11 protein-coding genes are annotated in these 12,966 nt (G+C 70.2%); 6 read left to right on the top strand and 5 right to left on the bottom strand.

Annotated features, from left to right (window positions below; translation table 11 throughout):
* From AB0B89_RS14845 to AB0B89_RS14855, 3 genes are all read right to left on the bottom strand, one after another.
* On the bottom strand, window positions 1-793 hold a 793-nt coding region (locus AB0B89_RS14845; protein ID WP_358552462.1), incomplete at its 3' end, for an ABC transporter permease.
* Window positions 790-1,776, bottom strand: a complete 987-nt coding sequence (locus tag AB0B89_RS14850) for an ABC transporter permease (RefSeq protein WP_358552464.1) — start codon at window positions 1,774-1,776, stop codon at window positions 790-792. The genes AB0B89_RS14845 and AB0B89_RS14850, both read right to left, overlap by 4 nt.
* Window positions 1,746-3,380 (bottom strand): ABC transporter substrate-binding protein, encoded by a 1,635-nt coding sequence (locus AB0B89_RS14855; RefSeq protein WP_358552466.1) that lies wholly within the window; start codon window positions 3,378-3,380, stop codon window positions 1,746-1,748. The genes AB0B89_RS14850 and AB0B89_RS14855 overlap by 31 nt, the downstream gene beginning before the upstream one ends.
* Before the next feature lie 247 nt (window positions 3,381-3,627).
* Here AB0B89_RS14855 and AB0B89_RS14860 point away from each other — a divergent pair, with 247 nt between their 5' ends.
* From AB0B89_RS14860 to AB0B89_RS14880, 5 genes are all read left to right on the top strand, one after another.
* Entirely contained in the window at window positions 3,628-4,317 is a 690-nt protein-coding gene (locus tag AB0B89_RS14860) for a TSUP family transporter (protein WP_358552468.1), read from the top strand.
* A gap of 230 nt (window positions 4,318-4,547) precedes the next feature.
* Window positions 4,548-5,666 (top strand): substrate-binding domain-containing protein, encoded by a 1,119-nt coding sequence (locus AB0B89_RS14865; protein ID WP_358552470.1) that lies wholly within the window; start codon window positions 4,548-4,550, stop codon window positions 5,664-5,666.
* Window positions 5,667-5,762: 96 nt separating this feature from the next.
* The gene (locus tag AB0B89_RS14870) at window positions 5,763-6,539 is read left to right on the top strand and encodes an ATP-binding cassette domain-containing protein (RefSeq protein WP_358552472.1); all 777 of its coding nucleotides are present in this window, start codon (window positions 5,763-5,765) and stop codon (window positions 6,537-6,539) included.
* Window positions 6,536-7,786, top strand: coding sequence for an ABC transporter permease (locus AB0B89_RS14875; protein ID WP_358552474.1), 1,251 nt, complete (start codon window positions 6,536-6,538; stop codon window positions 7,784-7,786). The genes AB0B89_RS14870 and AB0B89_RS14875 overlap by 4 nt, the downstream gene beginning before the upstream one ends.
* Window positions 7,787-7,864: 78 nt before the next feature.
* Window positions 7,865-9,067, top strand: a complete 1,203-nt coding sequence (locus AB0B89_RS14880) for an ROK family transcriptional regulator (protein WP_358552476.1) — start codon at window positions 7,865-7,867, stop codon at window positions 9,065-9,067.
* 27 nt (window positions 9,068-9,094) lie between these two features.
* On the opposite strand, the gene AB0B89_RS14885 is transcribed toward AB0B89_RS14880, so the two are convergent.
* Both AB0B89_RS14885 and AB0B89_RS14890 read right to left on the bottom strand, forming a co-directional pair.
* On the bottom strand, window positions 9,095-9,913 hold the full coding sequence (locus AB0B89_RS14885; RefSeq protein WP_358552478.1) for a neutral zinc metallopeptidase: 819 nt from the start codon (window positions 9,911-9,913) through the stop codon (window positions 9,095-9,097).
* Between the two features lie 76 nt (window positions 9,914-9,989).
* A complete protein-coding gene (locus tag AB0B89_RS14890) occupies window positions 9,990-10,745 on the bottom strand; it encodes a neutral zinc metallopeptidase (RefSeq protein ID WP_358552480.1) in 756 nt (251 codons plus the stop codon).
* A 279-nt stretch (window positions 10,746-11,024) separates the two neighbouring features.
* Between AB0B89_RS14890 and dxs the strand changes: the two genes are divergently transcribed.
* A complete protein-coding gene (gene dxs, locus AB0B89_RS14895) occupies window positions 11,025-12,929 on the top strand; it encodes a 1-deoxy-D-xylulose-5-phosphate synthase (RefSeq protein ID WP_358552522.1) in 1,905 nt (634 codons plus the stop codon).
* The last annotated feature ends 37 nt before the right edge of the window (window positions 12,930-12,966 follow it).

Raw genomic sequence — 12,966 nt, forward strand, 5'->3', positions numbered from 1 at the left:
CGTGTTCTTCGCGGTCCCCACGATCGTCACCCCCTGACCGACGTCCGGCCGACGTCACCCTCAGAGGCGTCACCGTCAGAGGGCTCACCTTCAGACGGCCGTCCGCGAGCTGGCGTCCCCAGTCGGGGGCGCCGGGCGGGACGCCGAGGCCGAGGTAGGACAACGACGACAGCGCGACGAGCGCGAACGCGACGTTCAGCAGGAGGTTCGCGATCACGATGGGCAGGATGTTGGGAGCGATGTGCCGGAACATGATCCGGGAGGGCCGGACGCCGAGGACCCGGGCCGACTCGATGTAGGGACGCGGAGCCTGCTCGATGACGGCGCCGCGCACCAGCCGTACGTCCGACGGGGAGAACAGCACGATCAGCACGGCGACGGTGACCCAGTAGCCCCTGCCGATGATGCCGGCGACGACGATGGCCAGGAGCACCGCGGGGAGCGCGAGCAGCAGGTCGGCGTAGCGGCCGGCCAGCAGGTCGACGATCCCGCCCCGGTAGCCCGCGACGGTGCCGAGGAAGAACCCGATCAGCATCGACCCCACAGCGACCACGAGCGGGCCGACCAGCGCGGAACGCGCGCCGGCCAGCGAGAGCTGGAGGATGTCCCTGCCGAGCTGGTCGGTGCCGAACAGGTGTCCCTCGACGCCGCCGGCGACGACCCCGAGGTAGATGTCCTGGTCCAGCGCGTGCGGGGCGATGAGCTCCCTGGCCGCCGCGCAGATCGCGACGAGGGCCAGCAGCGTGGCCGACAGGATCGCGACCACCGGCGGGCGCCGCCTCGGACCGCTCATCGCCGCACCGTCCTCGCCCGTACACGGGGATCTATCAGCAGGTAGGACAGGTCGACCAGGAGCGCCGTCGCCGAGACCACGAGGGCGACGACGAGGGTCAGCGCCTGCACCACGGGGATGTCCTTGAACAGCACCGCCTCCTGCATCAGCGACCCGAGGCCCGGCAGGGCGAAGGTGACCTCGATGAGCACGGTGCCACCGAACAGGTACGCCACCATCAGGCCGAGGCTGGTGACGATCGGGATGGCCGCGTTACGCAGCACGATCCGCAGCACCGCCCGCTCGGACAGGCCGCGGCCGCGGGCGAAGGTCACGTAGTCCTGGCCGAGTTCGCGGATCACGGCGGCCCTGGTCAGCTTGACGACGAAGGCGCCGAGGCCGAGCGCGAGCGCCACCGCGGGGAGGACCAGATGCCAGAGGGCGTCGGCGAACCCGGCGCCTGTTCCGTAGATGGGGAACCAGCCGAGGCCGAGCGCGAACACGTACAGCAGCAGCAGCCCGACCGCGAAACCGGGGGCGCTGACCCCGACGACGGACGCGGCGACCAGCAGCCGGTCGAGCCGGTGGCCCCGCCGGACGGCCGTCGCGATCCCCGTGGGGACGCCCACGAGAACGGACATCAGGAACGCGAGCCCGGCCGTGGCCGCGGTGACGCCCGTCTTGCCGAGCATGAGCGACCCGATGGGGCCCCCGGTACGGATGGAGGTGCCGAAGTCACCGGTGACCGCGTGGGAGAGCCACCGCCAGTACTGCCAAAGGAACGGCTCGTCCAGGTGGTAACGGGCACGGACCTGTGCCAGCGCCTCGGGCGTGACGTTCCGCGTGCCGAGCATGTTGCGGGCGACGTCGCCGGGGGCCAGGTAGAGGAGCGTGAACACGAGCAGGGACAGCGCGAGCAGCAACAACAGTGTCGCGCCGGCCCTGCGCAGCACGAAGGCGAGGACGGGCCGGTTCACTTCGCCGCGTACAGGTGTCCGGGCCATCCGGCGAGCATGGTGTAGGAGGTGTAGTCCTTCACCCCGATGGCGCTGGTGAACGCGACCGCGGCCTGCCCCCACCACAGCGGGAGGTAGGCGAGGTCGGCCGCCTGTGCCGCCTGCGCCTCGATGAGCAGCTTGGCCCGCTTGGCCTGGTCGGCCTCCCGGCCCGCCTCGGCGGTCGTCGCCGCGGCCCGCTTGCCGGCGTACTTGGCCGGGTTGCCGTCGGCGAGGAACCAGCTCCCGAGCTCCCCGGGGTCGCCGGTGGTGTTGAAGTACCACATGAAGCTCAGCGGGGGGAAGGTGTTCAGCTCGGCGAGCCACTGCTCGATCGGCAGCTCCTTGACGTCGAGCGTGATCCCGATCTTCTTCAGGTCGGCGGCGAACGCCAGCGCGGCCGTGCCCAGGTGGGGGCCGGTGTTCGGGTAGGAGAGGGCGGCGGTGAACCCGCCGGGCACCGAGGACTGGGCGAGCTCCTGCCTGGCCTTATCCAGGTCGTACTCGTACTGCGGGATGGCGGCCAGCTCTCTGGCCGCCTGCTCCGGCGTCCACAGGCCGCCGAACTGCTCCGGAGTCGAGAGCGCGGTGGCGACCTGGCCCCGGCCGCGCAGGATCTTCTCGACGACGGCGTCGCGGTTCACGGCGTGGGCGATGGCCTTGCGGACGTGGACGTCGCCGAACGGCTTGGCCGACACGTTGAACGTCAGGCCGGCGTAGGAGCGGTCCGGCGCGTAGACCACCCGCGTGCCGGCCACCGCCTCCCACTGCCGGGACTGGGCCAGGGGCACGTTCAACGACATGTCGGTCTTGTTCGCCTTCCATGCGAGCAGGCGCGTGTTGTCGTCGGCGATGAACTCGAACCGTATTCTGGCGACCTTCGGCCTGGTCCCCCACCAGGTGTCCACGCGCGTGAACTCCACGTGCGAGTCAGGGGCGAAGCTCGTGACCTTGTACGGCCCGGACCCGACGAGCGGCGTCTGGACGCCGCCGATCTGGCCCTTGGCCTTCTCCCAGACGGCCTTCGGCGCGACCCACAGGGCGTCGGCGTTGGACGGCAGCCACGCGAACGACTCGGCGGCGGTCTTGCTGGTCAGGGTGATCTCGCCTTCGCCCGACCTCACAGCCTTGTCGAGCCCCGCCCAGTATCCGGCGGTGCTGGGCGAGACCTTGGCGTCCCTGGCCATCTCGATCGAGGCAAGGACGTCCTCCACCGTGACCGGGCTGCCGTCGTGGAACCGGGCGCCGGCGCGGATCGTGTAGACGTAGGTCGTCGGTGACGTGCGCTCGAAGCTCGACGCGAGGGCCGGGACGATCTTGCCGGACGTGTCGACGCCGACCAGGCCCTCCATGCAGATCCCGGCGACGTAGTAGTTCAGGATGCCGGACTCCTGGCCGGGATAGAGGTTCGACAGCGACCCGGGCAGCGAGACCCGGAGCAGCTCGATGTCCCTGCCGGTGTCGGTCCCGGCGGAGGCGTTCCCGCCTGACCGCGCCGGCGGCGCCGGCGACGCGCCGCACGCCTCCAGAAGAGCCGGGATGGCCAGGCCCATGACGGCCGCCTTCAGCAGACCGCGGCGACTGTGGACGCCACACTCGACGATTCCCTCCATGCCACACCTTCCCGGCACAGTGATCTGTCTACCAGAACATCCCAAATGGATAGATGCAGTAAACACCATGCAGGTACCCGCCTACTAGGGGCATACCTACTGAAAGAGGGGGAAAAGGGGGGTGAGGTGCGACACAGACCGTGGCCCGCCCCCTGAACGGCCCGGATAACCCGTTGCGGGTGAGGGGCTGTCACCGTCTACGGTGCCCGGCGTGAGCCATGAGATGTTCCTACTTTTTCTGGGCGGTTTGGCGGTATTTGTCGGGGCCGTGGTCCAGGGCGGGGTGGGGTTCGGGCTGGGGCTGGTGGCGGCGCCGATCATCACGGTGCTCGACCCCACCGTGATGCCGGGCGCCATCCAGATCGTCAACGTCACGCTGCCGCTGTTCACCCTGGCCACCGAGTGGCGCATGGTCGACTGGCGCGGTCTCGGCTTCGCGCTGCTCGGCAGGCTGCCGGGCGGCGCCGTCGGCGCGTTCGTCCTCGTCTACGTCAGCACCCAGGCCCTCGGGATCCTCGTCGGCGCGATGGTGCTGGTCGCGGTGGCGGTCACCGCGACGGCGGTCGCGATCCCGAGGAACGGGGCGACGCTGACCGCGGCGGGCTTCGTGTCCGGCGTCACCGGGACGGCGACCGGCATCGGGGGCCCGCCCATGGGGATCGTCTACCAGCACGCCGCGGGGCCGCGCATCCGGGCGACCCTGGCGATGTACTTCTTCCTCGCCGCCGCGCAGTCCCTGGCCATCCTCGCCGCGGTGGGCAAGCTGCCCGGCCGGTCGGCGGTCGCGGGCGCGGCGCTCATCCCTTTCATGGTCGTGGGCTTCGCCGTCTCCGGACCCCTGCGCCGTTTCCTGGACGGCGGGCGCGTACGGGCCGGGATCCTCCTGGTGGCCGCTGCCTCGGCCTTCGTGCTGATCACGCAGAGCCTGGCCGGTTAATCTTGCGTTTCCTGATTGTTACCGGCGGCAACAAACTTTGACCGCCGGAGGTCTGGCGCGCGGGCTCACAGAGGAATACGTTGCCGCAAACAACATTCAAAGAAACGGCCAAGCCGAGACCCGGTCGAAGCCGTTGCCTCCCCCCGGCCAGAGCTCGGCCGGGCACCCCCAACAGACCCCCACGCCACCCCACGAAGTGGCCATTCATGCAGAAAGGACCCGGTGCACCTATGCGCAAGGGGATCCTCGGCCTGACAGCCGCCGCGGCGGCGCTCTCTCTCGGTCTCACCGCCTGCGGGGGCGACAGCGGCGACACGAGCACGGCCCAGAACACCGGCGGCGCCTCGTCGGCCGCCGCCAAGCCGGGCAAGATCGGTGTCATCCTTCCCGACAGCAAGTCGTCGGCCCGCTGGGAGACCGCGGACCGCAAGTACCTCGAAGAGGCGTTCAAGGCCGCCAACGTGGCCTATGACATCCAGAACGCCCAGGGCGACAAGACCGCGTTCCAGACCATCGCCGACCAGATGATCACCAACGGCGCCACGGTCCTGGTGATCGTGAACCTGGACAGCGGCACCGGCAAGGCCGTCCTGGACAAGGCCAAGTCGCAGGGCGTGGCCACGATCGACTACGACCGCCTGACACTGGGAGGCAGCGCCTCCTACTACGTGAGCTTCGACAACACCAAGGTCGGCACCCTGCAGGGCGAGGGCCTCGTCAAGTGCCTGACCGACAAGAAGGCCGACAAGCCGCTGATCGCCGAGCTGAACGGCTCACCGACCGACAACAACGCGACGCTGTTCAAGGCCGGATACGACGGCGTGCTCAAGCCGAAGTACGACTCGGGTGACTACAAGAAGGGCCCGGACCAGTCGGTGCCGGACTGGGACAACACCCAGGCGGGCACGATCTTCGAGCAGATGCTGACCGCCGAGCCCAAGATCGCGGGCGTTCTCGCGGCCAACGACGGTCTCGGCAACGCCGCGATCGCCGTCCTGAAGAAGCAGAAGCTCAACGGGAAGGTCCCGGTCACCGGCCAGGACGCGACCGTCCAGGGCCTGCAGAACATCCTCGCCGGCGACCAGTGCATGACGGTCTACAAGGCGGTCAAGAAGGAGGCCGACGCCACGGCCGAGCTCGCGATTTCCCTGGCCAAGGGTGAGAAGCCGACCGTCAGCGGATCGGTGAAGGACACCGAGACCGGCCGCGACGTCCCCTCGGTCCTGCTGGACCCGCAGGCGATCTTCGCCGACAACGTCAAGGACGTCGTCGCCGACGGATACGTCAGCAAGGACGAGCTGTGCACCGGCGACTTCGCCGACAAGTGCACCGAGGCCGGAATCCAGTAGCGAGGTCCGGTAAGGCATCGTGCCCCCGGGGAGGCCTCCCGAAGAGGCCTCCCCGGGGGGCCGCGCGAGCCGTGCCGTCAGTCTCTGAGGAGCAACGTGTCATCCCAACCCGTCCTGGAGATCCGCGGGCTCGACAAGAGCTTCGGTCCCGTGCAGGTCCTGCACAACGTCGCCTTCTCCGCGTACGCGGGGGAGGTCACCGCACTGGTCGGCGACAACGGCGCCGGAAAGTCCACCCTCGTCAAGTGCCTCGGCGGCATCCACCCGATCGACGCGGGCGAGTACGTCTTCGACGGCAAGCCCGTCCAGGTGAGCAGCCCTCGCGAGGCCGCCGAGCTGGGCATCGAGATCGTCTACCAGGACCTGGCGCTCTGCGACAACCTCGACATCGTCCAGAACATGTTCCTGGGCAGGGAGAAGAAGAGCGGCCTGGTCCTGGACGAGGCGACGATGGAGGAGATGGCGGCGACGACCCTCGACAGCCTCTCCGTCCGCACCGTCAAGTCGATCCGCCAGCTCGTCTCCAGCCTGTCGGGCGGGCAGCGGCAGACCGTGGCCATCGCCAAGGCCGTGCTCTGGAACAGCAAGGTGGTGATCCTCGATGAGCCCACCGCGGCTCTCGGCGTCGCCCAGACCGCCCAGGTTCTGGAGCTGGTGCGCCGGCTGGCCGACAACGGCCTCGCGGTGGTGCTGATCTCTCACAACATGAACGACGTCTTCGCCGTGTCGGACCGGATCGCGACCCTTTACCTCGGGAGGATGGCCGCGCAGGTCAAGGCGGCGGACGTCACCCACTCCCAGGTCGTCGAGCTCATCACCTCCGGGCGTAGCGGAGAGCTTGGCCTTCAGAACGTCAACGGAGTCACGGCATGAGTGCGACGACGGTCCGCAAGGGGGCGGCCGCGGAGGCCCCCAGCATCGGCAGCAACGTCCGCGGCTACGCGGAGAGGGTGCGCGGGGGTGACATGGGCGCTCTCCCGGCGGTGTTCGGGCTGGTCGTGCTGTGTACCGTCTTCGCGATCCTGCGGCCCGCGTTCCTCACCGCGATCAACTTCGCCAACCTCTTCACCCAGGGCGCCGCCGTCACGGTGATCGCCATGGGGCTGGTCTTCGTCCTGCTGCTCGGTGAGATCGACCTGTCCGCCGGGTACGCCAGCGGCGTGTGCGCGGCGGTACTCGCCACCACCTTGGCCAACCATGGCCAGCCGTGGTACGTCGCCGTCATCGCGGCGATCGTCACCGGCGTGGTGATCGGGGTCGCTCTCGGCGCGCTGGTCGCCAAGCTCGGCATCCCGTCGTTCGTGGTCACGCTGGCCGCGTTCCTGGCCTTCCAGGGGCTGGTGCTGATCCTGGTGAACGACGGTACCAACATCGCGGTCCGCGACCAGACGGTCCTCTCGATCGAGAACCAGAACCTCCCCCCCGCCCTCGGCTGGGGCTTCTACATCGCCTGCGTGGCCGTTTACGCCGCCGTCCAGCTCATACGGGCGCGACGCCGTGCGGGCAGGGGGCTGACGGTGGATCCCGCGACGGTCATCGCCTTCCGCGTCGGCGCGCTCGCGCTGGTCGGCGGGCTCGCCGTCTACGCCCTGAACGTCGAGCGAAGCCGCAACGCGCTCATCGTGTCCCTCAAGGGCGTGCCGATCGTCGTCCCGATCGTCGTGGCACTGCTGGTCTTCTGGACCTTCGTGCTGCGCCGGACCGCCTTCGGCCGGCACATCTACGCGGTGGGCGGCAACGCCGAGGCCGCGCGCCGGGCCGGCATCAACGTGGACCGGATCCGTATCAGCGCCTTTGTCATCTGTTCCAGCATGGCGGCCATCGGCGGGATCATCGCCGCCTCGCGCGACAACTCGGTGGACCCCAACACCGGTGGCAGCAACGTTCTCCTGTTCGCCGTAGGAGCGGCCGTGATCGGCGGGACGAGCCTGTTCGGCGGCAAGGGCAGGGTGATCGACGCGGTCCTCGGCGGAGCCGTGGTCGCGGTCATCAACAACGGCATGGGCCTGATGGGCTACAGCTCCAGCGTGAAGTACATCGTCACCGGGTCGGTCCTGCTGCTGGCCGCCGGGGTCGACGCCCTGTCCCGCAAGCGGGCCGCCGCCTCCGGCCTGAGGTGAGGTCCGTGCCGATCCGGGCCCGCCGTCGCGGCGGGCCGCACCCCAGATCTGATCGCACGAGGAACCAGAGGACCACGGATGATGCGCGCGGGCCCCTCACAGGAGGAGATCCGGCGCCACAACCTCGGCGTCCTCCTGCGCCACGTCCATCTGAGCGGGCCCACGTCCCGATCTGAGCTCACCACCAAGATGGGGCTCAACCGCAGCACCATCATGGCGCTCACCGCCGACCTGACCGCGGCGGGCCTCGTGCGCGAGGAGCTCCCGACGGAGACCGGCCGGGCCGGGCGCCCGTCGCTGGTGGTCCGGCCCGAGCCCCGCGTGTACGTCCTGGCGTTCGACATCGGCGTCGACAGGCTGGTCGCCGCCCGGGTCGGGCTGGGCGGCGTCATCCTCGACCGGCGCGAGGCCATCCGCGAGCGCGGGCCGTTCGTCATGGACGACGTCGTCGGGCGCCTCGCGTCCTTCACCGGGCAGATGCTGAAGAAGACCCGCTCCGACTCGGTCTGCGTCGGAGCGGGGGTGGCTTTCAGCGGTGGCGTGCGCAGCTCCGACGGCGTCGTCAGGTTCAGCCCCAACATGGGGGTCCAGGACGTCCCTCTCGGCGAGGAGCTGGAGGCCAGGCTGGCGCTGGGCATCCCCGTCGCGGTGGGCAACGACGCCAACCTCGGCGCGCTGGCCGAGCAGGCGCGCGGGGTGGGCGTGGGCTGCCGCGATCTCATCTACCTGCATGGGGACGTCGGCATCGGGGGCGGCATCATCGCGGCGGGTCAGCTTCTGGGCGGCCAGGGCGGCTACGGCGGCGAGGTCGGCCACATGGTCGTCAACGCAGGCGGCCGTCCCTGCGGCTGCGGGTCGCGCGGGTGCCTGGAGGCCGAGGTGGGGGAGCGGGCGCTGCTGGAGGCGGCGGGCCGCTTCGGCGCCGACATCGGCCGTGACGCCGTACGGGCCGTCGTGGACGCCGCCGACCGCGGCGACATCGTCGCCCAGGACGCGCTCGCCCGGGTGGGCGACTGGCTGGGCCTCGGCGTCGCCAACCTGGTGAACATCCTCAACCCCGAGATCGTCGTCTTCGGGGGCATGCTCAGGGAGATCTACCTGGGTTCGGCGGCCCAGGTGCGCAGCCGGATCACCACCGACGTCCTGCACGCCTCCCGCGAGAGCCTGCGGCTGCGCACCCCCGCCCTCGGCGACGACACCACCCTGGTGGGGGCGGCCGAGCTGGCCTTCGCCCAGGTGCTCGCCGACCCCCTGGAAGCCCTGGCCCGCGTCGGCCCCTAGCCGGCGGCGACGCGCCGTCCCGGGCGGTCAGCCCTGGGGGGCGCTCGCGACCATCGTGGAGCCGGCGATCCAGGTGTTGCAGGCGGAGGGGCCGGCGGCCTTGAAGCCGCGGTTCAGCCAGTTGGCGATGGTGCGCCCCTTGCCGTGGTCGCGGACCTTGCCGATCTCGTCGCCGCTCTCGCGGGTGGCGTCGAGCAGGTACTCCCAGTCGTCGGTGGTCCGGTCCAGGGAGTCCCAGACGCTGCCGATGAACGCTCCCGCGAAGCACTCCGCCTGGAGTTCGAGCCGCCGCAGCTGCTCGTCGGACTCGGTCTTGCTCCGGTGGGGCAGGTTGCCGAACCCGTGTTCGATGCCCGAGATGTTCTGCACGTGGTGGCCGTACTCGTGGGCGATGACGTCCATCAGGAACAGGTCCTCGGCCTGCCGGGTGAGGTACTTGTCGAGGAGGACCACGATCCGTCGGTACGACGGGCAGTAGATGCCCTGGGCGTTCGAGGGCCACTTCTGGCCGCACACGCGCCGCGGCCGGGAGATGAACTGCAGGCGCGGCTTGGAGAACGGGATACGGGCCTTCTTCAGCTGGGCGGCCCACGACTCGTTGAGGCACGCGAAGAGCGGCATGACGTACCTCTTGGCCGAGGCCGCGCTGCCGGGCGTGACGGGCTTCTCCGGGCACTCGGACGTGGGGAGCCTGCCGGAGGCGTAGAGGGCGTTCCCGGTCAGCGCGGCCGTGTTCCTGATCGGGTAGCCGGCCGCCGACGCCGGGGCGGCGTGTGCCGTCCCCACGAAGAGAGGACTCGCCAGCACCCCGGCGGACAGCGCGATGGAGATCCTTCGAATGATCACAGCACGGCAGGCTAGCCGCTATATCCACTCAAGGACCGATAAATGGGCTTACCGGACCTGGTGGCGTGCGGGCGTTCTAGGCGACCATCGCCGAGGAGGCGATCCAGGTGTTGCAGGCGGAGGGGGAGACGGCCTTGTAGCCGCGGCTCAGCCAGTTGGCGATGTTGCGCCCCTTGCCGTGGTCGCGGACGTCGCCGGTCTCGTCTCCGCTCTGCAGGTCGTCGTCGAGCAGGGCCTTCCAGTCCTCGGCCGTACGGTGCAGCGAGGGCCAGACGCTGCCGATGAACACCCCGGCCAGGCACTCGGCCTGCAGTTCGTGCCGGCGCGTCTGCTCGTAGAACTCGGCCTTGCCGTTGTTGGGCAGCCGGTCGTAGGCGCGCCACAGGCCCGCCGTGTTCTGCACGTGGTGGCCGTACTCGTGGGCGATCACGTCCATGAGGAACAGGTCCTCCGGGTCCTCGACGACGGCGCTGTCGAGCATGACGACGATGTGGCGGCTCGCGTTGCAGTAGATCGCCTGGACGTTCTTGGCCCACTTCCTGCCGCAGATCTTCTGGGGCTTGGTGATGAAGCTCACACGCGGCTTGGCGAACGGCAGGCGTGCCTTGGCGAACTGGGCCGCCCACGCGGCGTCCAGGCACTTCACGAGGGGCACCAGGTAGGCCTTCACCGAGGCCACGCTCCCCGCCTGGACCGCCGGTTCCGGGCAGGGAGCGGCGGGAAGGCGGCCCGAGGCGTACAGGGGGCTCTTGGTGAGGGTGTCCGCGTTCCTGATCGGGAAGCGCGCCGTGGCCGCGTTGGCCGTACCGCCCAGCAGTGAGCTGGCGATCACGACACAAAGGAGGGCAAGTGAGGACGTTCGCATGGTCCCGTGAGGGTACGCGAGCCGCCTACTTGGCGTAAAACCGATCTAACGTGGACAAGCTATGGAGGTTTCGAGAGGTTGGCCCAAGAGAGTCCAGAGAGTGAGACTCTTAGGCGAGCCCGGAGCGCCGCTGGGACGGGGCTCCCGGGCAAATAGACTCGGGCGTGGTCGACAACAGGCGGAGGGGATGATTCCGTGAGCGAGCGGAGCCAGCGAACCAACGGTTCGGGCGCAGGGCGGGCCGGCCTGCTGGAGTCCGTGAAGGGTCCGGGAGATCTCAAGCGCTTGGAGGCCGACGAGCTGCCGGCCCTCGCCGCCGAGTTGCGTGAACTCCTGATCTCCACCACCTCCCGCGTCGGAGGCCACCTCGGCCCGAACCTCGGGGTCGTCGAGCTGACCATCGCGCTGCACCGGGTCTTCGACTCGCCGTCCGACCGCATCCTGTGGGACACCGGCCACCAGGCGTACGTCCACAAGATGCTCACCGGGCGCGCGGGCGACTTCGTCAGGCTCCGCCAGGAGGGCGGCCTGTCGGGCTACCCGAGCCAGGCCGAGTCCGGCCACGACGTCATCGAGAACTCCCACGCCTCCACCGCCCTGTCCTACGCCGACGGGCTGGCCAAGGCTTACAAGCTGCGCGGCGAGACCGGCCGCACCGTCGTCGCGGTGATCGGCGACGGCGCGCTCACCGGCGGCATGGCCTGGGAGGCGCTCAACAACATCGCAGGCCACGCCAAGGACCCCGACCTCCCGCTCGTGATCGTCGTCAACGACAACGGCAGGTCCTACTCCCCGACGATCGGCGGCCTCGCCTCCCACCTGGCGTCGCTGCGCATGACGCAGAACTACGAGCACGTGCTGGAGTTCGTCAAGCAGAACCTCGGCCGGGTGCCCGTCGTCGGCAACCCGCTGTACGAGACGCTGCACGGCGTCAAGAAGGGCATCAAGGACGTCCTCGCGCCGCAGGTGATGTTCGAGGACCTCGGGCTGAAGTACGTCGGCCCGATCGACGGCCACGACGAGCAGGCCGTCGAGGCGGCGCTGCGCAAGGCCCGCGACTTCCGCGGGCCGGTCATCGTGCACGTCCTCACCACCAAGGGGTACGGCTACTCGCCCGCGGAGAACCACGACGAAGACTGCTTCCACTCGCCGCAGCCGTTCGACCCGCTGACCGGCGAGGAGCAGCCCAAGCCCCACAGCTGGACCAACGTGTTCAGCCAGGAGCTCGTGCGGCTCGGTGCCGAGCGCGACGACATCGTGGCGATCACCGCCGCCATGCTCCACCCCACCGGCCTCGCCGCGTTCGCCGAGGCCTACCCCGACCGCACCTACGACGTCGGCATCGCCGAGCAGCACGCCCTGACCAGCGCGGCGGGGCTCGCGCTCGGCGGCCTGCACCCGGTGGTCGCCCTCTACGCCACCTTCCTCAACCGCGCCTTCGACCAGTTGCTGATGGACGTCGCGCTGCACCGCCTGCCGGTCACGGTCGTGCTCGACCGCGCGGGCGTCACGGGCGACGACGGGGCCAGCCACAACGGCATGTGGGACCTGTCGATCCTCCAGGTGATCCCGGGGCTCTCGATCGCCGTGCCCCGCGACGCCGCGCGGCTGCGCGAGCTGCTCGCCGAGGCGGTCGAGGTCGGCGACGGCCCGACCGTGGTCCGGTTCCCCAAGGGTGCGGTCGGCGCCGAGATCGAGGCGGTGGGCAGGCTCGGCGAGATGGACGTCCTGCGGCAGGGGGGTGAGGAGGCCGACGTGCTGCTGGTGGCCGCAGGCCCGATGGCCCAGGCCGGGCTGGACGCCGCCACGCTGCTGGACGCGCAGGGCATCTCGGCGACCGTGGTCGACCCCCGCTGGGTCAAGCCTCTTCCCGAGACCCTGGTGGCCGCCGCGGCGGCGCACCGGCTCGTCGCGGTGGTCGAGGACAACGGCCGCGTCGGCGCGGTGGGCGACGCGGTGGCCCGCCTGCTGAGGGACGCGGGCGTCGACGTCCCGGTGCGCACCTTCGGCATCCCGCAGCGGTTCCTCGACCACGCCAAGCGGGCCAAGATCCTCACGGACATCGGCCTCACCGGCCAGGATCTCGCGCGCGAGATCACCGAGGCGGTCGCCAGGCGCTCGCCGATGCTGGAGGGCGACCCCGCGCGCTGACACGCCGCTCCGCGGGGCCGGTCCGGCCCCGCGGAGG

The organism is Sphaerisporangium sp. NPDC049002 (genome assembly GCF_040649355.1).
Taxonomy (GTDB): Bacteria; Actinomycetota; Actinomycetes; order Streptosporangiales; family Streptosporangiaceae; genus Sphaerisporangium.